The sequence below is a fragment of the Sphingomonas sp. DMC8 genome (assembly GCF_056314185.1).
The window spans coordinates 24345-51103 of the sequence record NZ_JBQUYV010000003.1; the positions used below are offsets into that span (position 1 = coordinate 24345).

Here is a 26759-nt window from a genome sequence, read left to right on the forward strand (position 1 = left end):
GCAAGCGGGAGGGGAGCAATGACCCGCCTCGCCAACGCCTTTGCCCGTGCCGCCGATCAGGGCCGCGCCGCGCTGGTCACCTTCGTCACCGCCGGCGATCCCGCGCCGGGCGCCACCGCCGCGATCCTCGACGCGCTCGTCGCGGGCGGCGCGGATGTGATCGAGCTGGGCATGCCGTTCACCGATCCGATGGCCGACGGTCCGGCGATCCAGGCCGCGAACCTGCGCAGCCTTGCCGCCGGCACCACCACCGCCGACGTGCTCGCCATCGCCACCGCATTCCGCGCGCGCCATCCGGAGGTGCCGCTGGTGCTGATGGGCTATGCCAACCCGATGACGCGGCGCGGCCCCGAATGGTTCGCGAGCGCCGCGCGCGATGCCGGTGCCGACGGCGTGATCTGCGTCGACATTCCCGCCGAGGAAGACGACAGCCTGGGCGAGGCACTCCGCGCCGCCGGCATCGCCAATATCCGCCTTGCCACGCCGACCACCGACGCCGCCCGCCTGCCGGCGGTGCTCGAAGGTGCCTCGGGCTTCCTCTATTATGTCTCGGTCGCGGGCATCACCGGCCTGCAACAGGCGGCGCAGGGTTCGATCGAGACGGCGGTTGCGCGGCTCAAGGCCGCCACGGATTTGCCGATTGCAGTCGGTTTCGGCGTCCGCACCCCGGAACAGGCGGCAGCGATCGGCCGCGTTGCCGACGGGGTGGTTGTCGGGTCGGCGATTGTCGAGCTGGTCGGCCGTCACGGCGCCGATGCGGCGGAACCGGTCCGTACCTATATCGAAACATTGAAGACGGCGCTGGTCGCCGCACGCAAGGAAGTCGCATGAGCTGGATTTCGCGCGTCCGTAACGCGCTCGCCTATGTCACCACCCGCGGGTCCGAGAGCCCCGACAATCTCTGGCACAAGTGCAAGGGATGCGGGCAGATGGTCTTCATGAAGGAGTTCGAGGCGAACCTGAACGTTTGCCCGCACTGCCAGCACCATGACCGGATCGGCGCAGCAAAGCGGTTCGAGCACCTGTTCGACCAGGGCAGTTTCAAGCTGCTGCCCAGCCCCAAGGTGGGCGAAGACCCGCTGAAGTTCCGCGATTCCAAGCCCTATCCGGCACGCCTGAAGGCCGCCCGCGCCAGCACCGGCGAGCAGGATGCGTTCCAGAACGCCAGCGGCACGATCCTGGGCCACAAGGCCGTGATCGGCGTGCAGGATTTCGCCTTCATGGGCGGATCGATGGGCCAGGCAGTGGGCGAGGCGTTCATCGCCGGTGTCGAAGCCGCGATTGCCGCTCGCGCGCCGTACATCGTCTTCACCGCCTCGGGCGGCGCGCGGATGCAGGAAGGCATTCTCAGCCTGATGCAGATGCCGCGCACCACGGTCGCGATCGAGATGCTGCACGATGCGGGGCTTCCCTATATCGTCGTGCTGACCGATCCGACCTCGGGCGGCGTGATGGCGGCCTATGCGATGCTGGGCGACGTCCAGATCGCCGAGCCGGGCGCCACGCTCGCCTTCACCGGCCGCCGCGTGATCGAGAACACGATCCGCGAAAAACTGCCCGACGATTTCCAGACCAGCGAATATTATCGCGACCACGGCCTGGTCGACATGGTCACGCACCGCAAAGAACTGCGCGACACGCTGGGCCGGTTGATCGGCCTGCTGTGCGAGGCCAAGGCCGCGGCGTAATGCAAGCGACGCGCTGGACGTATGCGCTCCCCTCCCGCTTGCGGGAGGGGTCGGGGGAGGGAATGGTCTTGGCTTCGGATTACCCTTTCGAGGTCGGCCCCTCCCCTAGCCCCTCCCGCAAGCGGGAGGGGAACGATGCCTGACTTCGCTATTTCCGCCGATCCATCCGTCCAGCACCAGCTCGATCGCCTGACTGCGCTCTCCCCCGGCGCCGACATTCTCGGCCTGGAGCGCATCACCCGGCTGCTCGAACGTGTCGGCAATCCGCATCTGCACCTGCCGCCGGTCCTCCACGTCGCCGGCACCAACGGCAAGGGCTCAACCTGCGCCTTTCTACGCGCGGCGCTGGAAGCGGCAGGACTGCGCGTGCATGTCTATTCCAGCCCGCATCTCGTCCGCTTCAACGAGCGGATCCGCCTCGCCGGTCGGCTGATCGAGGACGACACCCTCGCGCCGCTGCTGGAGGAAGTGCTCGATGCCGGCGGCGACATCGGCGCGAGCTTCTTCGAAGTGACGACGGCCGCCGCCTTTCTCGCCTTTTCCCGCACACCGGCAGATGCGTGCGTGCTGGAAGTGGGGCTCGGCGGGCGGCTTGATGCGACCAACGTCGTGCCCCGCCCCGCCGCTACGGCCATTGCCCAGCTCGGCATCGACCATCAGGCGTTTCTGGGCGACACGCTGCCGCAAATCGCCCGCGAAAAGGCTGGCATCGCCAAGCCCGGCGTGCCGCTGGTGACGATGCGCTACGATCCCGAGATTGCTGCTGTGATTGCCGCAGCCGGCGCGCCGGTGCTGGCGCAGGGCACGGCGTGGGACTTCACGGTCGCAAGCGACCGCCTGATCTATCGCGATTCCCGCGGTACGGTAGAAACGCCGCTGCCGCAGCTGGCCGGCCCGCACCAGCCGGGTAACCTCGCGCTGGCCCTTGCCGTGCTGCGCCACCAGACCGCGCTCGGCATTCCCGATACCGCCCTTGCCGCTGCCGCCACGGGCGCGCGCTGGCCTGCACGCATGCAAAAGCTCGGTGCCGGTCCGCTGACGGCGCTGCTACCGCCGGGCAGCGATTGCTGGCTCGACGGCGGGCATAATGCCGCTGCCGGCGAGGCGATTGCCGGCAGCGTGGCGACACTGGTGGCGCCGGGACGCCCCTGCCACCTCGTTCTGGGCATGCTCGCGAACAAGGATCCGCTGGGGCTGCTTGGCCCGATCGCGCACCGCCTTGCCAGCATTACGGCCGTCCCCGTGCCGGGCCATGCCCATCACGCACCTGAGACGCTTGCAGCCCTCGGCCACGACCTTTCGATTCCGACGACCGCAACGGCGAACGATGTCGCCGAGGCGCTGTCGCTTATTGTGCAACACTCGCAACAAGCATCGCCCGCCGTGCTGATTCTGGGCTCGCTCTATCTCGCGGGGACCGTGCTGGAGGCCAATGGCGAACTGCCGGACTGACGCAGCGCGCAACCCGCAGTTATTGCGATTGACTATCAATAGCGAATTTGCATGATGCTTCCGGTAGCCAGCCGGAGAGTCCCATGCCCGTGTCCGTCCAGAGCCTTGCCACTGCCCTGCCCCAGTTCCAGCCGGAGGATCCGGGCGCGCGGCTGTTGCTGTTCGGCATCCGCCAGACCGGCGCACACGGCTTGCAGGATGCAAGCGCGGCGCACGCCTTCATGGTTGCCTTTGGCAAACAGTTCCGCCGTCCGCTGGTGCTGCTGCGCGCGCTGATGCAGGAAATGTCCGCGGCGGCCGCGGGGCCGGTGCAGATCGCGCCCTGGTGCTGCCCGCGGATGACGGCCAGCGAAGCGGCGCTGCTGGCGGCACTGGCCAAGGTGCAGACCAACCCGCAAGCGACGGCATTATTGCTGGGCGACCTGCTCGGCATCCGCGATGCGCGCGGGCTGATCCCTACCGCCCACGCCCTGGCCGAGAGTTTTGCGGACCTGGCGCTGCCGCTGGACGCCTAACCCCGCCGCAGCCGCGCCAGCGTGTCGCTCGCCCAGCGATACATGTCGGCCTCGGCGGCGCGCTGCTGGCGATCCATCCGCTTCATGCGGAACTCGACTTCTTCGAGCACCGCGCGTGCCGTTACCGTGTCGCCGGTCTCGATCAGCAGCGCCGCATAGCGGCACCGCGCCTCTTCCCCGGTGTAGCGGGTCGACACATCGGCATAGAGCGCTAGCGCGTCGCCCGTGCGCCCGAGATGTTCGTAGATCTTGGCGCGGAGCAGACCCAGCCGGTCGCGCTCGCTCTGGCCGCCCGGGTCGGGCAGCGCGTCGAGTATCAGCAGCGCCTCTTCGCTCTGCCCTGTCTCGTGCAGCGCCGCCGCAAGCTTCGCTTCGATGCGCGGATCGCCGCTGCCGTGCAGCAGCGCCAACGCGTGGCGGTATAGCGGCACCGCCTCGCTCCAGCGCCCCAGCGCCACCAGCGCATCGGCCATCCGCAGCCGGTTGGCGGCGGTATCGGCGAGTTCCAGCGCTTCACGGGCGGCGCGCAACTCGCGCTCGGGGTCCAGCGCCGCAACGGCTCGGGCGCGGACGGTGCGAACGTGGCGGTTGGTGCCCATGCCGGGCAGTATCTCGACGATCAGATAGGCAATGGCGCTGACCATCGGCAGGAAAATCAGCGCGCCGAACCACATCGGGTTCCGGCTGTGCCGCATCAGGTGGACAATGCACAGCACCTGGATTCCCAGTATCACCAGATACGGCATGTTCGGTCAGTGCTCCCCCGTCGTCCCCGCACTGCCGATCGATCGATCGACCAGGCCGGTCCGCATCATCCACCAGTAGATCGCCACGCCGGGCAGCGCGATGATCGTGGTGAAGATGTAGAAGTCGATATAGCCCATCGCCTTGATCAGCGCACCCGCAGTCGTGCCGGTGATGAAACGACCCAGGATGCTGGCGCCCGCCGAAATCAGCGCATATTGCGCGGCCGTGAAGCGCAGGTCGGTCAGCGCCGAGAAATAGGCGATCACCACCACGCCGCCAATCCCGCTGGAGATATTCTCGAACCCGATCGCCCCCGCCATGACGATGTTGGAATGGCCCATCGCGGCGAGAATGGCGAAGCTGAGGTTGGAAACCGCCATCAGGATCAGGCTGAGCATCACCGATCGCTTCATGCCCATCCGCGCATACATCACGCCGCCCAGAAACACGCCGATCATGAAGGCGAGAAAGCCGAGCGATACGTCGTAGAACGCAATCTCGTCGTTGCTGAAGCCAAGATCGTTGAACAACAGCCGGAAGGTCAGGTTCGCCAGCGTGTCGCCGATCTTGTGGACCAGGATGAAGGCCAGGACGATCCATGCGCCTTCCCGCGCGAAGAACTGCACGAACGGCCCCCAGATGGCGCGGACGACGGTTTCGACGCTGCGGCGCTCGGCCGGCGGGCGGTGGCGCTCCGGCTCGCCGATCAGCAGGCCGGTCACGACTGCCGGCACGGCGAACAGGGCGCAGAAGAGATAGCCCGCGCTCCACCCTGCGCGGCCGGCGATCACCAGCGCCAGCGCGCCGGCGCCGGCTGAACCGATGCGCCAGCCATATTGGCCCATGCCCGAACCATAACCCAACTCGCTCGGCTTCAGGATTTCGATGCGATAGCCATCGATCACGATGTCGAACGTCGCGCCCGCCACGCCCATCAGGATGGCGGCATAGACGGTGGACCAGATATTGACCGGGTCGGGATGCACCAGTGCAAGGTTCGCCGTCGCCGCCACCACCAGCGCGCCGGCGAGGATCAGCCAGGAAACCCGCTGCCCCAGCCGCCCCAGCAGCGGGATCGGCACGCCGTCGACGATCCAGGCCCAGAAAGGCTTCAGGTTATAGACGAGGATGGCAAGCGTGAACGCCGTCACCGTCGACTTGTCGATGCCGCCCTGCGCAAGCCGGCTGGTCAGCGTCGCCCCGATCATCGCGAAGGGAAAGCCCGACGACAGCCCCAGCGCGAAGGACGCAAGCGGCCCGCGCTCGAAATAGGGCCGCACACCTTCAGGCAGGTCTGCCCGCCAGTCCGCCGGCGCCCCGGCACGCGCGGCGAAGAATGCGATGACCAAAGCCGCCAGCGCGAGTGGGAAGCCCAGCGCGGGCGCCAGCGCCGCCCCCGCGAGCCCCTTGGGCGGCGAGAACAGCGTAAACAGCACCGCCAGCGCGATCAGCACGGCGCTCACCAGACTGCCGCCGACGATCAGGCTCGCGCCGCCGCGACGCCGCCACAACACGCCCAGCACCAGCGTGGCGGCAAGCGCGATCAGCCCCAGCAGGAACGTCATCGACGGGGCAAGCACCGCCTTGCCCGTCCCCTGCCAGCCGGTAACGAAGGCAAGCCCGCGCACCGGCACCGGCGCTGCGCCCGGCAACGCGATGGTGATCCAGGGCAACGCAAGCGCCCCCAGGGCAGCGATCAGCGCAGCAAGGGCGAGGAGATCGGCGCCGCGCGAAGCGGAAGGCGCGGATTGCGGAGTGGTTTGGTTCGACATTCGCGGCGGAAACTAGCCGAATTTTCGGGGGAGAATAGCCTCCACCGCGCCGTGCAGCCGCCGGACTGCGCCCGCATGCAAAAAAACCTGTTGCTAACCCCCTTTGTTCAGGCTGCCGTTCAGGAAGCGCATCTATAACGTAGGAAGTAGATAACAGGAGAACCGCCAATGCCGCGCTCCCCGTCGCGTCCCACTGCCCGCAGCATCGCTCGCCCCCAGCCGGCCTCGCCCGCCGCGATCGTGGCAAAACTGGCGGTATTGGCGTCGGTGTTCAGTTGGGCAGGTGTCGTCGTGGCGCTTTTCTGGCATTGATCGCGAAAGGTTTTTAGCCCGGCCGCTGATCCTCGCTCTGGCCGAAAAACAGGCTGAAGCTGGGTGGCAGGCGCCGCGGCAGCGCGCTGCCCGTCAGCGCCGCTTCGATGGCTTCGATCGCCGCAAGCAGATCGCGCTGGGCATAGGGCTTGGCGAGACACCCCGCTGCCAGCGCCCGCGCGTCCGCCGGGCAGCTTCCCGTCACGAACAGTACCGGTACGCCGCGCTCCTGCGCCGCCTGCGCCACCTCCACCCCGCTGCCATCGGCCAGATTGATGTCGGCCAGGACGAGATCGAGCCCGCCCCCGCCGCCGATCACGCGAGTCGCATCGCTGACCGAATCGACCGTGGCCACAATGCGAAAGCCCGACTCGCGCAGGAAATGTTCGGTATCAAACGCCACCAGCGGCTCGTCCTCCACGACGAGAAGCTGTTCGATACGCCGCTTCTTCCTGCCGAACCGCATTCGTTTCGCATCCATATTCTGCTGCTTTCCAGGCGCCTAACGCGCGAAAAGCGTCTCTGCGCCGTATAAATTTTTGCCCGCGCAGTCATAATCGCTATATCGCCGCAGTGTCTGAAACCAAGCCTCCCAAATCGGGCGGTACGCCGCAGCGTATCGCCAAGCTGCTCGCCCGCGCCGGCATCGCCTCGCGTCGCGAGATCGAACGGATGATTGCCGAGGGGCGGATCGCCCTGAATGGCGCCGTCCTCGATACGCCAGCAACCATCCTTACCTCGCTGCACGGCGTCACTGTTGATGGGAAGCCGGTCGCCCAGCCGGCACCCGCACGCCTGTTCCGTTATCACAAAGCCGCCGGACTACTTACCGCAGAACGCGATTTTACCGGCCGCCCGACCATTTACGACCGGATGCCGGAGGGGCTGCCGCGCGTGATGCCGGTCGGCCGGCTCGACCTCAATACCGAGGGACTGCTGCTGCTGACCACGGACGGCGAGCTGAAACGCCAGCTCGAACTGCCGTCGAGCGGGGTGGAGCGGACCTATCGCGCCCGCGCCTATGGCCAGGTGAGTCAGGAACAGCTTGAAGATCTGATGCTCGGAGTCGAGATCGAAGGCGTCCGCTACGGCCCGATCAACGCCAATATCGAGCGGCGGACCGGCGCCAATCTGTGGATCGAAATGACCCTGACCGAGGGCAAGAACCGCGAAGTGCGCCGCGTGCTCGAATATCTCGGCCTGCAGGTCAGCCGGCTGATCCGCACCCGCTACGGCCCCTTCTACCTGGGCGACCTTCCGGCGGGCGATGTGGACGAGATCCGCCAGGCCGACCTCATCACCTTCCGCACCGTGCTGTCCAAGCCCGGCGGCGGAAAAGCGGCGTCGAACCTGCAATTTGCGGTGCGCCAGCGCGTGGTGGAGCCGGCCGAAAAGCCCGCGGCTAAAGTGGAACCGGAAGGGCGCCGTCGCATCGCGCGCCCAGCGCCCGCGGCGCCCAAGGGGCCAACCTTCACCGCCCGAACCACCCCGAAGGCCAAGGCAAAGCCCGTAGCCGGCGAGGAGCGCGCCCGGACCGCCGGAAAACTCTCCGCGCGCGCATTGGAAGGCGGCGTAGCCAAACCCGCGCGTGCTGCCCGCGCCAAGGCATTTCGCGATGCGCAAGATCCGCGCCCCGGCGATCTGGTCGATCGGCCGCGCGGCCGCCGCGACGCCCGCGGCGAACAGTCCGGAGAACGCGCCCGCTCGCCCCGCGGTGGGGAACACGGCATCGAACGCGGCCGCCCGCCCCGTTCCGCCGGCAATGGCGACGAGCGGCCGCGTGGTCCGCGTCCGCCGCGTTCGAGTGGCGGTGGCAGACCCGGTCGCCCCGGCGCCTCGCCCCGCCCGCCGCGGGGGCGTAGCTGATGCGGATCATCGCCGGGGAATGGCGCGGCCGCCCGCTTGCCGCACCCAAGGGGGACACGACTCGCCCGACCGCCGACCGTACCCGCGAGGCGCTGTTCTCGATGCTCGCCTCGCGCCTCGGTAGTTTCGAGGGGCTGGCCGTGGGCGACTTCTTCGCCGGATCGGGGGCACTCGGGCTGGAGGCACTGTCGCGCGGCGCCGCTTCGTGCCTGTTCGTCGAACAGGACCGCGCCGCGCTCGATATACTGAAGGCCAATATCGCCAAGCTGGGAGCCAAGGGCGCGGATGTGCGCCCCGGATCGGTCCTCGCGCTCGGCCCGGCCCGCGCACCGCTGGACCTGATCCTGATGGACCCGCCCTATGGCACCGGCGCGGGCGCCGTCGCGCTCGACAAGCTGGCGCGGCTAGGCTGGACCAGCCCCGGCACCTGGATCAGCATTGAAACCGCGCGCGACGAGGCCGTGGCGGTGGAAGGCTTCGTGGTCGATGCCGACCGCATCCACGGCAAGGCACGGCTGACACTGCTGCGGGCGGGATGACCGGGATGCTGGACGTCGCGCCTTAGGCTACCGGCTGCCACCAGCGGCTTGCTCGCCGTCACCCCAGCGAACGCTGGGGTCTCTCGGAGCCTTAGTTGTGCCGTTGGACCGCTACCGCTCGAGATCCCAGGATTCGCTGGGATGACAGTGTTGGGCTGGGGCAACCTCCCTGCGCCCGGATATTACACCACTGCCTCTATCTCCGCCGAATAAACCCGCCGCACCAGCGCCAGCCCGGCGAGGCTGAGCAGTGCCGCGCCCGCCAGATACCAGCCGACCATGCCGATTCCGCCCCGCTGCACCAGCGTTTCGGCGATCAGCGGCGTCAGCCCGCCGCCCAATATGCCGCCAAGATTGAAGGTGACCGACACGCCGGTATAGCGCACGCGCGCCGGGAACAGGCTCGGCAGCCAGCCCCCAAGCGGGCCGTAGACGAAACCCATCACGAACAGCCCTGCGGCAAGCCACACGAACACGGTGCCCAGCGCGCCCGGCACCAGCAGCCAGGGCATCGCGACGCCCAGCGGGATCATCGCGACACAGCCAAGTGTCAGCGCCAGCCCCGGCCCCCGCCGATCAGCCAGCCAGCCGGCCAGCCCGATGCCGAGCGCCATGAACAGGATCGCCGCCAGTTCGACGCCCAGAAACGCCTCGCGCGGATAGTGCAGGCTCTTGGTACCGAAGCCGATCGCGAACAGCGTAGCGACATAGAAGAGCGCGAAGCAGGCGATCGTACCCAGCGTGCCGGCAATCGTCGGCCCCAGATGGCGGCGGACGAGTTCGCCCAGCGGCACCTGCGGCGGGTGGCCGTGTTCGACCACTTCCTTGAAGGCCGGGGTCTCGGCAATGCGCAGTCGCACCCACAGGCCCAGGCCCACCAGCACCGCGCTGGCGATGAAGGGCAGCCGCCATCCCCAGTCGCGAAATGCGGCATCATCGAGGAACGTGCCGAGGATCAGGAACAGGCCATTGGCGGCGATGAACCCAACCGGCGCGCCGAGCGGGGGAAAGCTGCCATAGCGATAGGCCCAGCCCTTGGGCGCATATTCCACGGCGAGCAGGCTCGCCCCGCCCCATTCGCCGCCCAGGCCGAAGCCCTGTCCGAACCGCAACAGGCACAGCAGCAGCGGCGCCACCCACCCGATCAGCGCATGCGTCGGCAGACAGCCGATCAGCACGGTCGAGAGCCCCATCAGCATCAGCGACGCGACGAGCGTGGACTTGCGCCCCAGCCGGTCGCCGAAATGGCCGAACACCAGCCCGCCGAGCGGTCGTGCGAAGAACGCGACGCTGAAGCTGGCATAGGCCGCAACCTGCTGCAGCCAGGGTTCCTGCGCAGGAAAGAAGAGTGGTCCGAACACCAGCGCCGTCGCGGTGGCGTAAATATAGAAGTCGTAGAATTCGACCGAGGTGCCAACCAGGCTCGCGAACAGGATGCGCCGGTGCGATGCGGCGGGTGCTGAGTTCATGCGTCTTCCTCCCCGCCCCTTAACTCGGCGCAGCGCGCGCGCGGGTCAAGCACGCGCTTTTGCGGGGTTCGCCGGAACGTCACGCCATCTCGTTCAGCGAGCGGTCACCTTTGTTTCGGTAGCGAACACCTGCACTCGCTGCACCGGATTTAGGGAGACGGATAATGCGCGAATCGCCTGTGAAGCGTCTGGTCTACGCAACCCTGTTCGCCGCTTCGGCGGGCCTGCTGGTTGCTTGCTACAACCCGATGGACCATTTGAAAGCCAATCTGCGCGCCGATACGCAGGGCGTGGGGCAAAGCCTCCACCTTGCCGTGCACGACCTGCAACGCGAAAGTGTCAGCCTGTAGGCTGGAAGGCGGGGCCGGCGGCCCCGCCGCGTCGCTCAGTGCAGCCCGAAGGTGCGGACCGCGGTGAGCATCAGCCAGTAAAGACTGCCCGACAGCAGCATCGCCGCCGGCAACGTCATCAGCCATGCCAGCGCCATATTGCGGATCGTCCGCGCCTGCAGTCCCGCACCGCTGCCCACCGAAGCACCCGCCACACCCGAAGACAGGATGTGCGTCGTCGATACCGGCACGCCAAGATGGTCCGCGCCCATGATCGTCGCAGCGGCGACGATTTCGGCGGCGGCGCCCATGCCATAGGTCATGTGCTGCTTGCCGATCTTCTCGCCGACGGTGACGACGATGCGCTTCCAGCCAATCATCGTCCCGAGGCCTAGCGCGATCGCGACGACGATCTTCACCCACAGCGGAATGAAGCGCGTGCCGGTTTCCAGCCCGTCCTGATATGCTTTCACGACCTTCAGCTCCTCGGGCTTGAAACCGTCGGGCTTCTTGGTCGCGAGCTTGGTGGTGTCGAGCACCAGATACATGTCGTTGCGGACGTTCGAGGTCGCGCGCGCCGGCACCTTGCTCAGCGACCCGTAACCGGAGACGCGCTCAACAAGGTTCTTCGACAGCGTTTCCAGCGCGGCATAGACCTTGGGGCCTTCGGCCTTGCGGTGCTGCAGCGCGTCCGTCAGCGTCGCGCGTGCATCGACCGGAGTCATGGTGAGCCCACCGCTGCGCGCGTCGAACACGGCAGTTGCTGCCTCCGAAGTCTGCACGAATGCGGCGGTCGCACTGGCGGGCAGCGTGCGGTTGAGCGCATAGGCGGTAGGGGCGCAGCCGATCAGGATCAGCATGATGAGCCCCATGCCCTTCTGACCGTCATTCGAGCCGTGGAAGAACGAAACGGCGGTGCAGGTGCCGATCAGCAGCGCGCGAATGCCGCGCGGCGGCGGCGCATTGCCGGCGGGCGCCTGAAAGAGCTGCGGCCGCTTCATGAACAGCACGCGCATCAACAGGATCAGCAGCAGCGCGCCCGCAAAGCCCATCAGCGGGCTCCAGAACAGCGCCGAGAAGACCTTCATCGCCTGGCTCCAGTCGACGCCGGCGGTGCCGCCGCGCGATCCACTGAGGATGATCTGGTTGGCAAAACCGACGCCGAGTACCGAACCGATCAGCGCGTGGCTGGAAGAATTGGGGAGCCCGACATACCAGGTTGCCAGGTTCCATAGCACCGCCGCCAGCAGCAGCGAGAAGATCATCGCAAAGCCGGCGGAGGAGCCGACGTTCAGAATCAGATCGACCGGCAGCAGGGTGATGATCGAATAGGCAACGGCGCCGCTCGACACCATCACGCCCAGGAAATTGAAGAAACCGGACCACACCACCGCCAGCTGGGCCGGCATCGAATTGGTGTAGATCACCGTCGCAACGGCGTTGGCCGTGTCGTGGAAGCCGTTTACGAACTCGAAGCCAAGCGCGATGATCAGCGCGAGCCCCAGAAACGCGAAAACGCCCAGCGCAAGCTGTTCGCCCGCCTCGCGCGTGTCGACGAAAATGCTCCAGCCGGCAAAGGCCAGACCGCCGACCAGAAGGAGGCCAAACAGCAACCGTGCAACGGGATGCGTTTTCTCAGAGAATCGGGGACTTCGCGGCGATTCCGCCTGCGAACCTTGTTCCATTGCGAGCGTCGCCATGATGTTAGCGCCTCTGGCTGTAGCTTGTGACAGGATGATGACGGTTTGGTGACGCGGGATACATAGATGTCAGCGAAGGCATTCGGTGTGCGTAATTTGCACGACCTTTCCGCTGGCATCCTTCTCCTCATGCCGGCCTGCCTGACAGGCCGGCGCCCGCGCATGGTCCCCCTCCCGCCACGCAACAAAGGCTGCGACGATGGCGAGCGTAAGCACCGCCGCGAGCCGCACCTTGAGCCGGCGAGATAGTTTCGGAGTTGCCATCGGGATTTCCTGCGGCGCCTCATACCGATCGAGGGCGGGTCGCGCAATCGAGGACTTGGGCCGCTCGTCGCAGCGCGCTGGCGCTTGCGGGGCGCCGCTTCGTTCCCTAGTTGTTCGCGAATGTCGCATCCCACGCCCTTGCCGGACGCCCCCTATCTTTCGGGCCTGAACGACCCCCAGCGCGAAGCCGTGCTCACCACCGACGGGCCGGTGCTGGTGTTGGCCGGCGCGGGAACGGGCAAGACGGCAGCGCTGACTGCGCGGCTGGCGCATCTGCTGTGGACGCGGCGCGCCTATCCCTCTGAAATCCTGGCCGTAACCTTCACCAACCGGGCTGCGCGGGAAATGAAGGAGCGCGTCGGCCGCCTGGTCGGCGAGGCGGTGGAGGGCATGCCGTGGCTGGGCACTTTTCACGCGATCGGCGCGAAGATGCTGCGTCGCCATGCCGAACTGGTCGGGCTGCAGAGCAACTTCACCATCCTCGACACTGACGACCAGTTGCGGCTGCTGAAGCAACTGATCGTCGCCAACGAGCTGGACGAGAAACGCTGGCCTGCGCGCCAGCTCGCCGGGCTGATCGACGGCTGGAAGAATCGCGGACTCACCCCCGCCGATCTCGATGCCGGCGAATCCGAGGCGTATGCAAACGGACGCGGCCAATCGCTCTACGCGCAATATCAGGAACGGTTGCGGCTGCTGAACGCCTGTGACTTTGGCGACCTGCTGCTCCACATGCTGACCATCCTCAAGACCGATCGCGAGGTGCTGGCGCAGTATCAGCAGCGTTTCCGGTACATCATGGTCGACGAGTATCAGGATACCAACGCCGTCCAGTATCTGTGGCTGCGGCTGCTCGCCCAGGAGCGCAAGAACATCTGCTGCGTGGGCGACGACGACCAGTCGATCTATAGCTGGCGCGGCGCGCAGGTGGAAAATATCCTGAAGTTCGAGAAGGACTTCCCCGGCGCGCGGGTGATCCGGCTGGAACAGAATTATCGCTCCACCCCGCACATTCTGGGCGCGGCCTCCGGCGTGATCGCCAACAATGGCGGACGGCTCGGCAAAACGCTGTGGACCGAAAAGGATGTCGGCGAAAAGGTGAAGGTGCTCGGCGTCTGGGACGGACCCGAGGAGGCCCGCCGCGTGGGCGACGAGATCGAGGCGCTGCAACGCGGCGGCCTTAGCCTCGATGCCACCGCGATCCTCGTCCGCGCCCAGCACCAGACCCGCGAGTTCGAAGACCGCTTCATCGCGATCGGCCTGCCCTACCGCATCATCGGCGGCTTCCGCTTCTATGAGCGGCAGGAAATCCGCGATGCGCTCGCCTATCTGCGCGTCGTCGCGCAGCCGGCCGACGATCTGGCGTTCGAGCGTATCGTCAATGTCCCCAAGCGCGGCCTCGGCGACAAGGCGCTGGCCAAGGTCCATCAGTTCGCCCGCGCACAGGATATTCCGCTCACCACCGCCGCCGCGCGCATTCTCGATACCGACGAACTGACCCCGCAGGCACGCCGCGCGCTCGGCAATCTGGTCGGCGACATGGCGCGCTGGCGGAGCATGGGGAACGACCTGCAGCACCCCGATCTCGCCCGCATCATCCTCGACGAGAGCGGCTATACCGCGATGTGGCAGGCCGACCGCACCGCCGAGGCCGCCGGCCGGCTCGAAAACCTGAACGAACTCGTCCGGGCGATGGAGGAATATGAAAGCCTGTCGGCCTTCCTCGAACATGTCAGCCTGGTCATGGACAATGAGGCGAGTGCGGAGGAACCCAAGGTCACCATCATGACCATCCACGCCGCCAAGGGGCTGGAGTTCGACACGGTGTTTCTCGCCGGCTGGGAAGAAGGCATTTTCCCCTCGCAGCGCGCACTCGACGAAGGCGGGCTCGCCAGCCTGGAGGAAGAGCGGCGCCTGGCCTATGTCGCGATTACCCGCGCGCGGCGGCAGGCGACGATCCTTCACGCGGCCAATCGCCGCATCTACGGCCAGTGGACTTCCAGCCTGCCGAGCCGCTTCATCGCCGAGCTGCCGCCCGAGCATGTCGAATCGGAAAACAGCATGAGCGGCGGCGAAAGCCTGTGGCGCGCCAACTGGAGCGAGCGCAGCGATCCCTTTGCCGACACGTCCCGCGGCACTGGGCGCGGCCCCGGCTGGCAACGCGCCGCCGGTGTCGATCCCAAGAATCCCGGCGGCAGTTTCGCGGCACGGACCTTCAGTCGCGAGCCGGCGCGGGTGTTGGAAAGCCGCGCTTCGGCGGTCAGCTTCGGCGCCAAGCCCCGCGCCGACCTCGCGATCGGCATGCGCGTGTTCCACCAGAAGTTCGGCTATGGCACGATTGCCGAGATCGAAGGCAACAAGCTGGAAATCGACTTCGAACAGGCCGGCCGCAAGCGCGTGATGGACAGTTTCGTCAGCCTGGGCTGAGTCCCTCTCAGCCCTGCGCGCCCGATTCCACCTGCATCAACGTGACACCGGCATATTTGTCCAGCTCCGGATCGAACAGCTCGCTGATGTCGAACGGGCGCTCCAGCACCGTCACGTCCCTCAGCCCGTCGACCTTGAACGTCGCAATCTTCGGCTCGCGCGGCAGCATGCCTTCCCGGGAGACGATCGCCGCATCGGTGTAGAGCGATTCGTTGCGCGTATAGAGAATGTGCGGCGCGACGATCATGCGCGTGCGGTTATAGGTGATCGACAGGCAAAGCTGCCGAACGATCCCTTCCAGCACGGCGGGCGTGTTATTCACAGGTTCTTCAGCCACGGCGACACGAGCGTTCATCCGACCAATATGATGCCAATGTTGCATCGCAGCAACCACAAAGCGCAAGCACCATTGTGCCGTTTTCCTACCTCGATCGTTACACTGCCAGCTTCGTTCAGGCACGCTTCACGCGCAAGACTGGAAGAAGCATCCGTTTCCGGCGATAGCCATCGCCGTCGTTCGCAAAGGAGAACCGCATGAAACATTTCCTCGCCCTCGCCGCCTTCGCTGCGGCCGGGCTGTCGGTCGCCGCGCCGGCATCGGCGCAGAATTTCTCGACGCCGGATCAGGAGCGCGCCCGCTTCGAAGCGGCACGCGATCGGTTCGACCGCGAATATCGCCTGTTCCAGCAGGCGTCCGAGCGCTACGCCCAGTATAGCGACTGGCTGGCGCACGCCCCGCCCCCGCCGCCGCGTTTCGACAGCCGCGACGAAGGCGATTATGATCCCGCCCGCTATTATCGCCCGGGCGACAGCGAGCGCGTGCTCAGCCCGAACGATCGCGTCTATCGCGGCCAGGACGGTCGCTATTATTGCAAGCGCCCCGACGGCACGACCGGCCTGATCGTCGGCGCTGCGGCCGGCGGCCTGTTCGGCAACGTTATCTCCAGCCGTCATTCGAGCACGGTCGGCACGCTGCTGGGCGCCATTGCCGGCGGTGCGATCGGTGCTTCGGTGGACCGGAACAATCAGATGAACAATCAGGACGTGCGCTGCCGCTGATCCCGGTACCGGGTGCCCGTGCGAAAATCACGCGGGCACCCCTTGCACACCGCTTTTCCTGCCCTAGATTGAAGACTGCGGGACCGGGCCCCTCTGGCGGCGGCTTCACCTGAAGCCCCGTGATGTCGGACCGCATCGAGTGCGCTCGGTGCAGGTTCGGTGGCTGTCCCAAACCACCCTCCACCGCCGGGCCACTCGATCGATGCAACCATCGATAGGAAGAGGCCTATGAAAACGCTTGTCGAACGACTGATCGCCACCCACCGCAAGCTGGAGCGGGAGTTGCGCGCCGAATGCGCACGCCGCCTGCCCGACGCCTTTCGCGTCATGCAGCTCAAGAGACACAAGCTGGCGGTGAAGGATCGGCTCTACCAGCATATGCCTGAACCGGCAGCGCGGCTCGCGCTGGCCCGGTCGGCGCACTGACGGTCCGGTCCCTGACTCAGTCTCCTTGCGCCCCCTCCCTGAAAGGGAGGGGCTGGGGTGGGTACGCGCGTCTGCGCGCTACAAAGACTCCGCCCCCCGCTTACCTCGCGCCCCGCCGCCTGTTGGCGGCGGACCCACCCCCTGCCCCTCCCTGCTTTGCAGGGAGGGGAGCGCGGACTGCAAATGCAATTAGCTTAGCAAGAAGGCTACGCCGCAGGTCAGGCGCTCAATGCCAGAACAACAGGATCAGCAGAATCACGGGGATCGGAATCCCCAGCAACCACAACAAGATACCCTTACCCATCGGCTCTCTCCCGCGAATCGATTTCGCATCCGGAAGAACCCGGCAGACACTGTTACGGTTCCGGCTGGGAACAGAGGCGAAGCTGGTGCACTAACGGCAGCATGATTCCCAACGGTCTGCCGCTCCCGCGCCGCATCTACGCCATCGCCGCTATTTCCTTCGGCACCGCCCTGGTGGTGATCGACGGCGCCATCGCCACCGTCGCGCTTCCCACCATCGCCCGCGACCTGCACGTCGCCCCCTCGGCAGCAGTCGCGGTGGTGACGGTGTACCAGCTCGTGCTGGTCATGCTGTTGCTGCCCTTTGCGGGACTGGGCAGCCGGATCGGGCTCAAACGCCTCTACCAAGGCGGTCAGCTGGTCTTCACCATCGCCACCGTGCTTTGCTTCTTCGCCAAGAGCCTGCCCTTCCTGCTGATCGTGCGCGCAGCCCAGGCAGCGGGAGCGGCAGCGGCGCTCAGCGTTTCGTCGGCGCTGCTTCGTCAGATCTACCCGCGAACCCAGCTGGGCCGTGGTCTCGGCGTCAATTCGGTTGTGGTGTCGAGCTCCGCCGCGCTTGCGCCCACGCTGGGCGGGCTGGTGCTGGGGCTCGGCCCCTGGCCCTGGGTGTTCGCCTCTGCCGTGCCCTTCGCGATCGCCAGCCTGCTGCTGGGCCGCGCACTGCCGGACAGCCCGCGCTCGAACGCGCCGTTCGACGTCATCGGCGCCCTGCTCTGCGCGGGCATGTTCGGGCTGGTAATCGGCGGGCTGGAAAGTGGCGTCCATGGCGACAGCCCGATTGTCTCGGCGGCAATCGTCATCGCGGGCATTGCGATCGGCGTGGTGTTCGTGCGTCGTGAGAAGGACGAACCCGAACCGATCCTGCCGATTGACCTGCTCGCGCGCCCCGTACTCGCCCTCTCGGTGCTCGGCGCGTTCACGGCCTTCCTCGCGTCGATGACGCTGCTGCTGTCGCTGCCGTTCCGGCTGGAGCATAGCTATGGCTTCTCCCCCTCGGAAGTCGGCGCGGTCATGGCTCCCTGGCCGCTCACCACGATGATCGTGGCGCCGCTCGCCGGTGCGCTTTCGGACCGCTATCCGGCGGGCATATTGGGCGGCATGGGCATGGGCATCGCCATTGTCGGCCTCGTCCTGCTTGGTCTGCTGCCCGCGCATCCCGACTGGTTTGACGTCGCCTGGCGCATGTCACTCACCGGGGCGGGGTTCGGCATGTTCCTCTCGCCCAATGCGCGGCTGATCATCGGCTCGGCGCCGGTCGAGCGGGCCGCTGCAGCGGGCGGGCTGATCGCCTCCACCCGGATGCTGGGGCAAACCACCGGCGCGACGCTGGCGGCAGCGCTGCTCGCGCTGGGCATCGGCAGCGGCGCCGTGCCGCCGCTGGTCGCGGCAGGGCTCGCCGCCGTGGCTGGTGTGTGCAGCCTCGCGCGGCTGCGCCCCTCGATCCGCAACCCGGCACGGGGTGAATCGCGCGCCGCACAGCCCGCCGACGTGCGCTGATGCTTTAGTCGCCCCAAGCGAAACGATCGTTGCGGCGCAAAGCGGGACGCGCCAAGAGGCAGGCCATGGCACCCCATCCGCTCGCCGTCCCGCATTTCCGCGCCTATTTCATTGCCCGCCTTGCCGCGACGTTGGGGCAGATGGCGATGGTCATCGTGATCGGCTGGCAGGTGTATGACCTCGCTCGCCATTCGATGAGCATCCGTGCCGCTTCGTTCCAGCTCGGCATGATCGGGGTGGCGCAGTTCCTGCCGCTGCTTTTCCTGTCGCTTTTCGCCGGCTGGGCCGCAGACCGCGTCGACCGGCGCTGGATCGCCCGGGGGGCGGTGGCGCTGGAGGCCTTCTGCGCACTGAGCCTCGCCTGGCTGACCTGGCGGCACACCATCACCCTGCCCCATCTGTTCGGCATCGCCGCATTGCTGGGCGTCGCACGCGCCTTTGCGAGCCCGGCACTGGGCGCCCTCGCCCCCAATCTTGTGCCCAAGGCGATCCTGCCGACCGCGATCGCGCTCAGTTCGCTCGCCTGGCAGACCGGCACCGTAATCGGGCCGGCGCTGGGCGGTTATCTCTACGCCGCAGCCTCGTGGCTGGCCTATGCCGTGTCGGGCGGGCTGTTCCTGCTGTCGCTGCTGATGCTGTTCCTCATCGGCCCTATTCCGCGCGACGCGATGAAGTTCACCGGCAGCCCCTGGGCCCAGATGGTCGACGGACTCCATTATGTCCGTCGCAACCGGCTGGTGCTCGGCGCGATTTCGCTCGACCTGTTCGCGGTGCTGCTGGGCGGCGCGACGGCGATGCTGCCGGTCTATGCGCGCGACATATTGCAGGTCGGATCGGCCGGGCTGGGACATTTGCGCGCCGCTCCCGCGTTGGGTGCAGTGATGACCGCGCTGTTCTTCTCATGGCGCCCGCTCAAGACGCAGGTCGGCGTGAAGATGCTGCTGGCGGTCGCCGCTTTCGGCGTCGCCACCATCGTCTTCGGCGCCGCCGCTCCTCTGCTGGTGCCGCTATTGGGTTCACGCGCCGTCGGCAGCGATTTCGCCCCTGCCGTGCTGATCTCGCTTGCCGCACTGTTCGTGCTGGGGGCGGCAGACATGGTTTCGGTCTATGTCCGCCAGTCGCTGATTCAGCTCTATACGCCCGATGCCATGCGCGGCCGTGTGGGTGCGGTATCGACTCTCTTCATTTCCGGATCGAACGAACTGGGCGAGGCCGAATCAGGCTTCCTCGCCGCGCTGATCGGCCCGGTTGCCGCCGTGATCGGCGGGGGTATCGGCGCGGTCCTTGTCACGGCGCTGTGGGCCAAGCTATTTCCCGAACTCAAGCGGGCTCGTACCTTCGATCCTCCGGCCACACTCGAAATCCCTCCCAAGGAGATGCAGTCATGAAGGCCAACACGATCCTCGAGACGATCGGCAACACACCGCACATCCGCATCAACAAGCTGTTTCCCGGCGCCGAAGTCTGGATAAAGTCCGAACGCGCGAACCCCGGCGGCTCGATCAAGGACCGTATCGCGCTGGCGATGATCGAGGCGGCGGAAGCCGATGGCAGCCTGAAGCCCGGCGGCACCATCGTCGAGCCGACCAGCGGCAATACCGGCGTCGGCCTGGCCATGGTGGCGGCGGTCAAGGGCTACAAGCTGATCCTGGTGATGCCGGAGAGCATGTCGGTCGAACGCCGACGGCTGATGCTCGCTTATGGCGCCAGCTTCGACCTGACGCCGCGCGAAAAGGGCATGAAGGGCGCGATCGAACGCGCGCTGGAAATCGTTGAGACGACGCCCGGCGCCTGGATGCCGCAACAGTTCGAAAACCCGGCGAACATCGACGTGCATGTCCGCACGACCGCACAGGAAATCCTGAATGACTTCCGCGACTCGCCGATCGACGTGATCATCACCGGCGTCGGCACCGGCGGCCATATCACCGGTGTGGCCGAGGCGCTGAAGAAGGCGTGGCCGAACCTGAAGGTGTTCGCGGTTGAGCCGGAAGCCTCACCGGTCATTTCCGGCGGCCAGCCGGCACCGCACCCCATCCAGGGCATCGGCGCGGGATTCGTGCCGAAGAATCTGCACACGGATGCGATCGACGGTGTCATCAAGGTCGATGCTGCGGTCGCCAAGGACATGGCGCGCCGTTCGGCGCGCGAAGAGGGGCTGCTGGTCGGCATTTCCTCGGGCGCGACGCTGGCGGCGATCCTGCAGAAGCTGCCCGACCTGCCCGACGGCACGCGCGTGCTCGGCTTCAACTATGACACCGGCGAGCGCTATCTGAGCGTGCCCGATTTCCTGCCGGAAAGCTGATCTGCATGCAGGGCGGTCCCCCCGGGCCGCCCTGCCATCCCTCAGGCGTGCGCCGGCTGCGCATGTCTTGCGTGAAACCTTCCCGCTCACAGCGGTTTTCACCGCTTCAGGCTTCGGATATGGCCGGCCAGCCGAGATCGAGACCCCGCAACCGCCCGTGACACCCGCTACCCCGAACCCTCCTGTTCCCGCATGGCTGCGCATCGTGCTGGGCGTGATTGCGCTCGCCGCGATTGTCGTACCTGCGCTGATGGTGATCAACGCGCCCCGGGTTGTGCCGAAACATCGCCGTCCTCCGGTCGCGCTGCCCAATCGGGTGGTGCCGAAGGAAGAACTGCCCTCCGTAGAGCCCGTCGCCATCGCCGACCTGTCGCCGGACGACGCGCGCGCGTTCAACGAATCGATCCCCTTCTCCACGGCGCCCAATCCGGCGGCACGGCCCTTTCACCTCTATGGCGCGGCACTGAGCCAGGCGCGCGCGATCGACTGCCTTGCCGCCGCTGCCTATTACGAAGCCGGAGACGATGCGGTGGGCGAGCGCGCCGTCGCGCAGGTGGTCGTCAACCGCACCCGCCACCCTGCCTTCCCCAAAACGATCTGCGGCGTCGTCTTTCAGGGATCGGAGCGCAGCACCGGCTGCCAGTTCACCTTCACCTGCGACGGCGCGCTGCTGCGCTATTCGCCGACACCCGCAGCCTGGGCGCGCGCGAGAGAGATCGCCCGGGCCGCACTGTCCGGCACCGTCTATCGCCCGGTCGGCCACGCGACGCATTACCATACCGACTGGGTGGTGCCCTATTGGAGCGCGAGCCTCGACAAGATCGTGGCGGTTCACACACACCTGTTCTTCCGCTGGGCCGGCTGGTGGGGCACGCCACCCGCCTTCAACCGCGACTATATCGCCGACGAGCCCAACATACCCCTGCTGGCGCGCCTGTCGTCCGCGCACCAGGGCGATGGCAACGCGGCGGCGCCCGCCACCGGGCGCGATTTGATCGTCGACATGAACGCGGCGGTAGCGAGCATTCCCGCCAGTGCCGTGCCGCAGCCGGCCGCCGGCGACCCGAACGTGTTTCTGGCCACCCTCGATCCGGACATGATCCCGGACCTCTACCCCGCGCTGGCGATCAAAACCTGCGGCGAGCGGCGCTATTGCAAGTTCATGGCGTGGGAGGATGCCACGAAGAAACCCGCCCGCTTGCCACCGACCGGTGACCAGGCGGGGGCGATGTCGTTCAGCTATCTGCGAGACGCCGGCGCGGGCTATGCCAAGGCGCTGTGGAACTGCGACCAGTATCGCCGCCCGAGCCCGGCGCAGTGCATGCGTCGCCAATATTATCCGCAACCCGCCGCAACGCCGACACCCGTCGCCACGCCGTCCCCTTCGCCCACGTCGCAGCCGGGACCGGCATTGCTCGGGGGCGTACGGCGCAAGTCGGATATGCCCGCGCCGGTGGCCAGCGCTACGCCCGCCCCTTAATCCCCTCCCTGCCAGGGAGGGGACAAGTTGACTGCCCCCTTACGCCGCCCGGAACATCTCCGGGTCGAGCGCCATAACCGCGGCGCTGCCCGCCTCGATCTTGCGGCGCAGGCCGCTCGCGTCGGGCAGGAAACGTTCGGCATAGAAGCGTGCCGTCACCAGCTTGGCTTCGAGGAACTTCACGTCCTGGGCCCCGCCTTCCAGCGCGTCGGTGGCCGCTTTCGCCATGCGCAGCCACATCAGGCCCAGCGCCACCGTGCCGGTCAGTTGCATATAGGGATAGGCGCCCGCGCCGACATCGTTGGGGTTCTTGAACCCGTTCGCCGCCAGCCACATCGTCGCGCCCTGCAGATGCCCCAGCGCCTTTTCCAGCGCCTCGGCAAAGTCCTTCAGCTTCTCGTGCCCCTTGGCCGCGCCGACTTCCTCGGTCACCACGCGGAAGAAGGCCTGGATCGCCCGGCCGCCGTTCAGCGCCAGCTTGCGGCCGACCAGGTCCATCGCCTGCACGCCGTTGGTGCCTTCATAGATCATCGCGATCCGGGCATCGCGGACATATTGCTCCATGCCCCATTCGGCGATGTAGCCATGGCCGCCATAGACCTGCTGGCAATCGGTCGCGACCTTGTAGCCGATATCGGTGCCCACGCCCTTGATCACCGGGGTCAGCAGCCCGATCAGGTCGCCGGCCAACTGGCGCTCCTCCTCGGTCGGCGCGGCATGTTCCAGATCGACCTGCAGCGCGCCCCACAGGCACAAGGCGCGCATGCCCTCGATCTGCGCCTTTGCCTCCATCAGCATGCGGCGGACATCGGGGTGGACGAACAGCGTGTCAGCATTCTCGGCCGGCTCCTGCGGACCGGTCAGCGCGCGGCCCTGGCGACGGTCGCCGGCATATTGCACGGCGTTCTGCATCGCCACTTCGGCAATGCCCAGCCCCTGCAGGCCCACGCCGAGGCGTGCGGCGTTCATCATGATGAACATCGCGGCGAGGCCCTTCATTTCCTCGCCGACCAGCCAGCCCTTGGCGCCGTCATAGTTCATCACGCAGGTCGAATTGGCGTGGATGCCCATCTTGTGCTCGATCGAGCCGCACGACACCGCGTTGCGCGCGCCCAGCGAGCCGTCGTCGTTCACCAGGAACTTCGGCACCACGAACAGCGAAATGCCCTTGGTGCTGTCCGGCGCACCCGGCGTCTTGGCCAGCACCAGATGGATGATGTTGCTGGTCAGGTCGTGCTCGCCCGACGAGATGAAGATCTTGGTGCCGGTGATGCTGTACGATCCGTCGGCATTCGGTTCGGCGCGGGTTTTGATGAGGCCCAGGTCCGTGCCGCACTGCGGCTCGGTCAGGTTCATCGTGCCCCCCCATTCGCCGGAGACCATCTTCGGCACGTACTTGGCCTTCTGCTCGTCCGATCCCTTGACCAGCAGGGCAGCAATCGCGCCGTGCGTCAGGCCCGGATACATGGCGAATGCCATGTTCGAGGAGATCATGAACTCCTCGAACGCCGTCGCCACGACATGCGGCATCCCCTGCCCGCCAAATTCCTCCGGCGCGCTGAGCGTACCCCAGCCGCTTTCAACGAACTGCTTGTACGCTTCCTTGAAGCCCTCGGGCGTCGTCACGCTGCCATCGGCATGGCGGGTACAGCCCTGCCGGTCGCCGCTATGATTGATCGGGAACAGCACCTCGGCGACGAACTTGCCGCCCTCGTCCAGCACCGCATCGACCACATCGGCGGTGGCGGCCTGGAAATGCGGGAGGTTGGTATAGCGATCGAGCCCGATGACCCGATCGAGGATGAAGCGCGTATCGCGCGACGGCGGCGTATAGTGCGGCATTTCAGGGTTCCTCAGTGCTCGTTTTCTTTGCTTTTGATCAGGTCGACGAACTGGGCGAGCTCGGCGATATGCGCATCGATGTCGCGCTTCTGGGCCTCCAGATGGCGGATGCGGTCCAGGCAACGTTCCAGCGTAACCTGCCGCTGCACCCGCCGGCCGTCGCCGAGATCATAGAGGTCGATCATTTCCTTGATCTCGGCCAGGCTGAAGCCGACGCGCTTGCCGCGCAGGATCCAGGCCAGCCGGGCGCGGTCGCGATGCGAATAGATGCGCTGCGTGCCGCGCCGTTCGGGACCGATCAGCCCCTCGTCTTCATAGAAGCGCAGCGCGCGGGGCGTGACGCCGAATTCGGCGCAAAGGTCTGAAATCGAGAAGGAGTCGCGATCCGGTCGCGGTTCGATCGGCGCAAGGGCCTCAAGCGGAAAGGCAGCAGCGGTCATGCTGCAAATTTACTTTCCCCTTACGTGAACGTCAAGCACGTGCACGCACCTCAGTCGCATCACTTTTGCATGCATACGAGGCCCACGCAGCTAGCGCGCACCTTCTCAACTTCAGGGATCAAGCCCTTCATGGACACATATTTTTAACATACATCAATTTAGGCGCCTAGGTAGATTTACCTAGCCCCACAAAAGAGGAATGGATGTCGCAGCGAATCGCCGAACCACCCCGCGAACAAAGTGGTGTTCTGAACGCCGATGACTGGCGAGGCCCAAGCTCTCCCGCACCGGTGCGACAGCCAGCAACGAAACGAGCCGGCAAAGCGAACGACGGCTTCTTCCTGAACAGCCCCAAAGGTTCGTTCGGCGAGGAGTGCGAGCGCGCACGGCAAGTCGTTGCGCTGGCACGGGATGCAGTAGAAGAAGCGTTTTCGGACATCCGTTTCGGACGACGGCTTCGCACCATTTCGCTGAAACCCATCGTTTCGGCCATCGCCGCTTCGGTGGAACGTAATCCACTCGCGCTGCCCAGCGTAACGCGCATCAAGGAACAGCACGAATACACGTATCTCCATTCGGTTTCTGTATGCGGCTTGATGATCGGGCTGGCACAGGAGCTTGAACTGGAACCGAAGCTGACCAGCGAGATCGGGCTGGCCGGTCTTCTGCACGATGTCGGCAAGGCGGCCATTCCCGTCGAACTGCTCGACAAGCCGGGGCCGCTGGATCTCGACGAATATGCGCTGGTGCAGGAGCACACGACCCGTGGCTACGAATTGCTACGCGCATCGAACATCGGTTCGGACATCGCACTGGATGTGTGCCTGCACCACCATGAAAAGATCGACGGCACCGGCTATCCCACCGGCATTTCAGCCGAAACGATGAGCATCTTCGCGCGGATGGGTGCGGTCTGCGACGTTTATGACGCCGTCACCTCGACCCGTTCGTACAAGAAGCGCTGGTCGCCGGGTCAGGCGATCGAATGGATGGGGAACACCCAGGGCCATTTCGACCGCCGCGTGCTGCACGCCTTTCGCGGCATGCTGGGCGCCTTTCCGATCGGATCGCTGGTCCGCCTGCAGAGCAACCGCCTGGCAGTCGTGCTCAACGCGCCGACCGATGACCCTTTCACGCCGGACGTCTGCGTGTTCCTGTGCGGCGACAATCAACGCGAACTGCCGCCCCAGCGGATCAGCGTTCGGGACGATCCCATCCTCGGGCTCGAAGCGCCCGCCAACTGGCGGCTGCCGGATTGGGACAGGCGGCGGGACGAACTGCTCGCCGCCTTCGCAGACGAATGAACCACGACCACTGAAGCTACACTGCATCGGGCCGATCTGCCGGGGCAGCAGGATGCGCCTGATGCTTCCGCTCAATCGCCGCAGAGCCGCCGGCCGCGCGAATCGCGCATCGCCCTCGCCTCGGCGACCGAGTCACTCAGCCGAACCAGTTGCGCGCCAGCCAGCGACGCCCGTCCGCTGCAGAAGCGCGCACAACCTGCGGGAAGCGCACCGGGAAACACGATATGCTCGCCGTCATAACGGGCATCGAAGGTGCACGCCTCCCCGCTGCCCAAACGAAGGTGCAGCGCCTCCCCGGCGCGCGTTGCCGTACCCGTGGCGCTGCACGCGATACCGTCGCCATAGTCGATCGCGACTCCGATCCTGTGTCCGGCCTCGCCAGGCACAAGACAGGCGCGGTCGGTGTCACGCGCGAACACGCCGGCAATCGCTCGGTCGGCGGGGTCGTGGAGGAGCCCCCGTGCCTTCGCCGCCTGCTCCAGATCAGCGGAGGGTGCAGACGAAGGCGCGGGCGCTCCGCCGCCACCACAGGCAGCCAACGTCGCAAGCAGCCCTGCGGCCAGCACCCACCTCACGCGTCGCGCACCAGCTTTCCGTCCTCGATGCGGCGATAAAAGCAGCTCGGCGCGCCAGTGTGGCAGGCGGGCCCTTCCGGCTCGACGCGCAACCACACGGCATCCTGATCGCAGTCGATCCGCGCCTCGACCAGCTTCAGGAAATGGCCCGATGTCTCGCCCTTGGTCCACAACCGCCCCCGGCTGCGCGACCAGAAAGTCGCCTTGCCGGTCTCCAGCGTCACCGCCAGCGCCTCGGCATTCATATGGGCGAGCATCAGCACCTCGCCGGTGGCGGCGTGGGTGGCAACGGCGGTGATCAGGCCGTTTGCATCATATTTGGGGTCGAGCGTGGCGCCCGTTTCGCGGTTGTCGGTCACGGGGATGGTTTAGCGCAGGGAAGGCCGGGCGTCACGGACAGTGTTGACCACCCACCGGAGCGCCGATCGGACAAAGCGCCCAACGCTGC

The 26759-nt window shown here is 66.5% G+C and carries 27 protein-coding genes; 16 read left to right on the top strand and 11 right to left on the bottom strand.

The features are described from left to right. Nucleotides 1–18: 18 nt before the first annotated feature. The 4 genes from trpA to ACT53K_RS07755 all read left to right on the top strand — a co-directional run bounded on the left by trpA (nt 19) and on the right by ACT53K_RS07755 (nt 3655). Nucleotides 19–831 (top strand): tryptophan synthase subunit alpha, encoded by an 813-nt coding sequence (trpA, locus tag ACT53K_RS07740; protein WP_476228025.1) that lies wholly within the window; start codon nt 19–21, stop codon nt 829–831. Beyond that, nucleotides 828–1688, top strand: coding sequence for an acetyl-CoA carboxylase, carboxyltransferase subunit beta (gene accD, locus ACT53K_RS07745; protein WP_476228026.1), 861 nt, complete (start codon nt 828–830; stop codon nt 1686–1688). The genes trpA and accD overlap by 4 nt, the downstream gene beginning before the upstream one ends. Nucleotides 1689–1823: 135 nt before the next feature. Next, nucleotides 1824–3140: a bifunctional folylpolyglutamate synthase/dihydrofolate synthase gene (locus ACT53K_RS07750; protein ID WP_476228027.1), complete on the top strand. Its 1317-nt coding sequence runs from the start codon at nt 1824–1826 to the stop codon at nt 3138–3140. A gap of 83 nt (nt 3141–3223) precedes the next feature. Then, nucleotides 3224–3655 (top strand): DUF6628 family protein, encoded by a 432-nt coding sequence (locus tag ACT53K_RS07755; RefSeq protein WP_476228028.1) that lies wholly within the window; start codon nt 3224–3226, stop codon nt 3653–3655. Here ACT53K_RS07755 and ACT53K_RS07760 read toward each other — a convergent pair. Beyond that, nucleotides 3652–4401: a tetratricopeptide repeat protein gene (locus tag ACT53K_RS07760; protein ID WP_476228029.1), complete on the bottom strand. Its 750-nt coding sequence runs from the start codon at nt 4399–4401 to the stop codon at nt 3652–3654. The two genes, ACT53K_RS07755 and ACT53K_RS07760, sit on opposite strands and share 4 nt — an antisense overlap. 6 nt (nt 4402–4407) lie before the next feature. After that, complete coding sequence (locus ACT53K_RS07765; RefSeq protein ID WP_476228355.1) at nt 4408–5694, bottom strand: MFS transporter; 1287 nt, start codon at nt 5692–5694, stop codon at nt 4408–4410. Between the two features lie 648 nt (nt 5695–6342). Here ACT53K_RS07765 and ACT53K_RS07770 point away from each other — a divergent pair. Continuing rightward, a complete protein-coding gene (locus ACT53K_RS07770; protein ID WP_476228030.1) occupies nt 6343–6486 on the top strand; it encodes a hypothetical protein in 144 nt (47 codons plus the stop codon). A gap of 13 nt (nt 6487–6499) precedes the next feature. On the opposite strand, the gene ACT53K_RS07775 is transcribed toward ACT53K_RS07770, so the two are convergent. Further along, nucleotides 6500–6952 (bottom strand): response regulator, encoded by a 453-nt coding sequence (locus ACT53K_RS07775; RefSeq protein WP_476228356.1) that lies wholly within the window; start codon nt 6950–6952, stop codon nt 6500–6502. Between the two features lie 107 nt (nt 6953–7059). Between ACT53K_RS07775 and ACT53K_RS07780 the strand changes: the two genes are divergently transcribed. Together ACT53K_RS07780 and rsmD are read left to right on the top strand one after the other, a co-directional pair. After that, nucleotides 7060–8352 (top strand): pseudouridine synthase, encoded by a 1293-nt coding sequence (locus ACT53K_RS07780; RefSeq protein ID WP_476228031.1) that lies wholly within the window; start codon nt 7060–7062, stop codon nt 8350–8352. After that, nucleotides 8352–8891: a 16S rRNA (guanine(966)-N(2))-methyltransferase RsmD gene (gene rsmD, locus ACT53K_RS07785; RefSeq protein WP_476228032.1), complete on the top strand. Its 540-nt coding sequence runs from the start codon at nt 8352–8354 to the stop codon at nt 8889–8891. The genes ACT53K_RS07780 and rsmD overlap by 1 nt, the downstream gene beginning before the upstream one ends. Nucleotides 8892–9073: 182 nt before the next feature. On the opposite strand, the gene ACT53K_RS07790 is transcribed toward rsmD, so the two are convergent. Further along, entirely contained in the window at nt 9074–10360 is a 1287-nt protein-coding gene (locus ACT53K_RS07790) for an MFS transporter (RefSeq protein WP_476228033.1), read from the bottom strand. A gap of 164 nt (nt 10361–10524) precedes the next feature. Between ACT53K_RS07790 and ACT53K_RS07795 the strand changes: the two genes are divergently transcribed. Further along, nucleotides 10525–10710 carry a hypothetical protein gene (locus ACT53K_RS07795; RefSeq protein WP_476228034.1) on the top strand — a complete coding sequence of 62 codons (186 nt, stop codon included), beginning with the start codon at nt 10525–10527 and terminating at the stop codon, nt 10708–10710. A gap of 35 nt (nt 10711–10745) precedes the next feature. Here ACT53K_RS07795 and ACT53K_RS07800 read toward each other — a convergent pair whose 3' ends face one another. Together ACT53K_RS07800 and ACT53K_RS07805 are read right to left on the bottom strand one after the other, a co-directional pair. Further along, the gene (locus ACT53K_RS07800; RefSeq protein WP_476228035.1) at nt 10746–12389 is read right to left on the bottom strand and encodes an inorganic phosphate transporter; all 1644 of its coding nucleotides are present in this window, start codon (nt 12387–12389) and stop codon (nt 10746–10748) included. 69 nt (nt 12390–12458) lie between these two features. Further along, nucleotides 12459–12653, bottom strand: coding sequence for a hypothetical protein (locus ACT53K_RS07805; RefSeq protein WP_476228036.1), 195 nt, complete (start codon nt 12651–12653; stop codon nt 12459–12461). A 120-nt stretch (nt 12654–12773) separates the two neighbouring features. On the opposite strand from ACT53K_RS07805, the gene ACT53K_RS07810 reads away from it, so the two are divergent. Then, the gene (locus tag ACT53K_RS07810) at nt 12774–15080 is read left to right on the top strand and encodes an ATP-dependent helicase (protein ID WP_476228037.1); all 2307 of its coding nucleotides are present in this window, start codon (nt 12774–12776) and stop codon (nt 15078–15080) included. Nucleotides 15081–15087: 7 nt separating this feature from the next. Here the strand turns inward: ACT53K_RS07810 and ACT53K_RS07815 are convergent, their stop codons facing one another. Continuing rightward, nucleotides 15088–15417, bottom strand: a complete 330-nt coding sequence (locus ACT53K_RS07815) for a hypothetical protein (protein WP_476228038.1) — start codon at nt 15415–15417, stop codon at nt 15088–15090. Nucleotides 15418–15614: 197 nt separating this feature from the next. Here ACT53K_RS07815 and ACT53K_RS07820 point away from each other — a divergent pair, with 197 nt between their 5' ends. The 6 genes from ACT53K_RS07820 to ACT53K_RS07845 all read left to right on the top strand — a co-directional run bounded on the left by ACT53K_RS07820 (nt 15615) and on the right by ACT53K_RS07845 (nt 22150). Further along, on the top strand, nt 15615–16139 hold the full coding sequence (locus ACT53K_RS07820) for a glycine zipper 2TM domain-containing protein (RefSeq protein ID WP_476228039.1): 525 nt from the start codon (nt 15615–15617) through the stop codon (nt 16137–16139). 228 nt (nt 16140–16367) lie between these two features. Further along, complete coding sequence (locus tag ACT53K_RS07825; protein WP_476228040.1) at nt 16368–16565, top strand: DUF465 domain-containing protein; 198 nt, start codon at nt 16368–16370, stop codon at nt 16563–16565. 405 nt (nt 16566–16970) lie between these two features. Continuing rightward, nucleotides 16971–18365, top strand: a complete 1395-nt coding sequence (locus tag ACT53K_RS07830) for an MFS transporter (protein WP_476228041.1) — start codon at nt 16971–16973, stop codon at nt 18363–18365. Between the two features lie 65 nt (nt 18366–18430). Beyond that, nucleotides 18431–19753, top strand: coding sequence for an MFS transporter (locus tag ACT53K_RS07835; protein WP_476228042.1), 1323 nt, complete (start codon nt 18431–18433; stop codon nt 19751–19753). Next, entirely contained in the window at nt 19750–20670 is a 921-nt protein-coding gene (gene cysK, locus ACT53K_RS07840; protein WP_476228043.1) for a cysteine synthase A, read from the top strand. Before ACT53K_RS07835 ends, cysK begins: the two co-directional genes overlap by 4 nt. A 157-nt stretch (nt 20671–20827) precedes the next feature. Next, on the top strand, nt 20828–22150 hold the full coding sequence (locus ACT53K_RS07845) for a cell wall hydrolase (RefSeq protein ID WP_476228044.1): 1323 nt from the start codon (nt 20828–20830) through the stop codon (nt 22148–22150). A 39-nt stretch (nt 22151–22189) separates the two neighbouring features. Here the strand turns inward: ACT53K_RS07845 and ACT53K_RS07850 are convergent, their stop codons facing one another. Continuing rightward, entirely contained in the window at nt 22190–23992 is a 1803-nt protein-coding gene (locus tag ACT53K_RS07850; protein WP_476228045.1) for an acyl-CoA dehydrogenase C-terminal domain-containing protein, read from the bottom strand. Nucleotides 23993–24003: 11 nt separating this feature from the next. Next, nucleotides 24004–24432 carry a MerR family transcriptional regulator gene (locus tag ACT53K_RS07855; protein WP_476228046.1) on the bottom strand — a complete coding sequence of 143 codons (429 nt, stop codon included), beginning with the start codon at nt 24430–24432 and terminating at the stop codon, nt 24004–24006. 203 nt (nt 24433–24635) lie between these two features. Between ACT53K_RS07855 and ACT53K_RS07860 the strand changes: the two genes are divergently transcribed. After that, nucleotides 24636–25736, top strand: coding sequence for an HD-GYP domain-containing protein (locus ACT53K_RS07860; RefSeq protein ID WP_476228047.1), 1101 nt, complete (start codon nt 24636–24638; stop codon nt 25734–25736). Nucleotides 25737–25807: 71 nt separating this feature from the next. On the opposite strand, the gene ACT53K_RS07865 is transcribed toward ACT53K_RS07860, so the two are convergent. Together ACT53K_RS07865 and hisI are read right to left on the bottom strand one after the other, a co-directional pair. Continuing rightward, the gene (locus ACT53K_RS07865; protein WP_476228048.1) at nt 25808–26311 is read right to left on the bottom strand and encodes a hypothetical protein; all 504 of its coding nucleotides are present in this window, start codon (nt 26309–26311) and stop codon (nt 25808–25810) included. After that, nucleotides 26308–26670 (bottom strand): phosphoribosyl-AMP cyclohydrolase, encoded by a 363-nt coding sequence (gene hisI, locus ACT53K_RS07870; RefSeq protein WP_476228049.1) that lies wholly within the window; start codon nt 26668–26670, stop codon nt 26308–26310. The genes ACT53K_RS07865 and hisI overlap by 4 nt, the downstream gene beginning before the upstream one ends. Between the last annotated feature and the right edge of the window lie 89 nt (nt 26671–26759).

Bases quoted from the DNA above. Each gene is read 5' to 3' on its own strand.
- ACT53K_RS07795 (WP_476228034.1), top strand. From the start codon at position 10,525: ATGCGCGAATCGCCTGTGAAGCGTCTGGTCTACGCAACCCTGTTCGCC.
- ACT53K_RS07760 (WP_476228029.1), bottom strand. From the start codon at position 4,401: ATGCCGTATCTGGTGATACTGGGAATCCAGGTGCTGTGCATTGTCCAC.
- ACT53K_RS07750 (WP_476228027.1), top strand. From the start codon at position 1,824: ATGCCTGACTTCGCTATTTCCGCCGATCCATCCGTCCAGCACCAGCTC.
- ACT53K_RS07835 (WP_476228042.1), top strand. From the start codon at position 18,431: ATGGCACCCCATCCGCTCGCCGTCCCGCATTTCCGCGCCTATTTCATT.
- ACT53K_RS07855 (WP_476228046.1), bottom strand. From the start codon at position 24,432: ATGACCGCTGCTGCCTTTCCGCTTGAGGCCCTTGCGCCGATCGAACCG.
- ACT53K_RS07860 (WP_476228047.1), top strand. From the start codon at position 24,636: ATGTCGCAGCGAATCGCCGAACCACCCCGCGAACAAAGTGGTGTTCTG.
- ACT53K_RS07810 (WP_476228037.1), top strand. From the start codon at position 12,774: ATGTCGCATCCCACGCCCTTGCCGGACGCCCCCTATCTTTCGGGCCTG.
- ACT53K_RS07805 (WP_476228036.1), bottom strand. From the start codon at position 12,653: ATGGCAACTCCGAAACTATCTCGCCGGCTCAAGGTGCGGCTCGCGGCG.
- ACT53K_RS07850 (WP_476228045.1), bottom strand. From the start codon at position 23,992: ATGCCGCACTATACGCCGCCGTCGCGCGATACGCGCTTCATCCTCGAT.
- ACT53K_RS07790 (WP_476228033.1), bottom strand. From the start codon at position 10,360: ATGAACTCAGCACCCGCCGCATCGCACCGGCGCATCCTGTTCGCGAGC.
- ACT53K_RS07820 (WP_476228039.1), top strand. From the start codon at position 15,615: ATGAAACATTTCCTCGCCCTCGCCGCCTTCGCTGCGGCCGGGCTGTCG.
- ACT53K_RS07825 (WP_476228040.1), top strand. From the start codon at position 16,368: ATGAAAACGCTTGTCGAACGACTGATCGCCACCCACCGCAAGCTGGAG.
- ACT53K_RS07755 (WP_476228028.1), top strand. From the start codon at position 3,224: ATGCCCGTGTCCGTCCAGAGCCTTGCCACTGCCCTGCCCCAGTTCCAG.
- rsmD (WP_476228032.1), top strand. From the start codon at position 8,352: ATGCGGATCATCGCCGGGGAATGGCGCGGCCGCCCGCTTGCCGCACCC.
- ACT53K_RS07830 (WP_476228041.1), top strand. From the start codon at position 16,971: ATGATTCCCAACGGTCTGCCGCTCCCGCGCCGCATCTACGCCATCGCC.
- ACT53K_RS07800 (WP_476228035.1), bottom strand. From the start codon at position 12,389: ATGGCGACGCTCGCAATGGAACAAGGTTCGCAGGCGGAATCGCCGCGA.
- ACT53K_RS07770 (WP_476228030.1), top strand. From the start codon at position 6,343: ATGCCGCGCTCCCCGTCGCGTCCCACTGCCCGCAGCATCGCTCGCCCC.
- cysK (WP_476228043.1), top strand. From the start codon at position 19,750: ATGAAGGCCAACACGATCCTCGAGACGATCGGCAACACACCGCACATC.
- accD (WP_476228026.1), top strand. From the start codon at position 828: ATGAGCTGGATTTCGCGCGTCCGTAACGCGCTCGCCTATGTCACCACC.
- ACT53K_RS07775 (WP_476228356.1), bottom strand. From the start codon at position 6,952: ATGCGGTTCGGCAGGAAGAAGCGGCGTATCGAACAGCTTCTCGTCGTG.
- trpA (WP_476228025.1), top strand. From the start codon at position 19: ATGACCCGCCTCGCCAACGCCTTTGCCCGTGCCGCCGATCAGGGCCGC.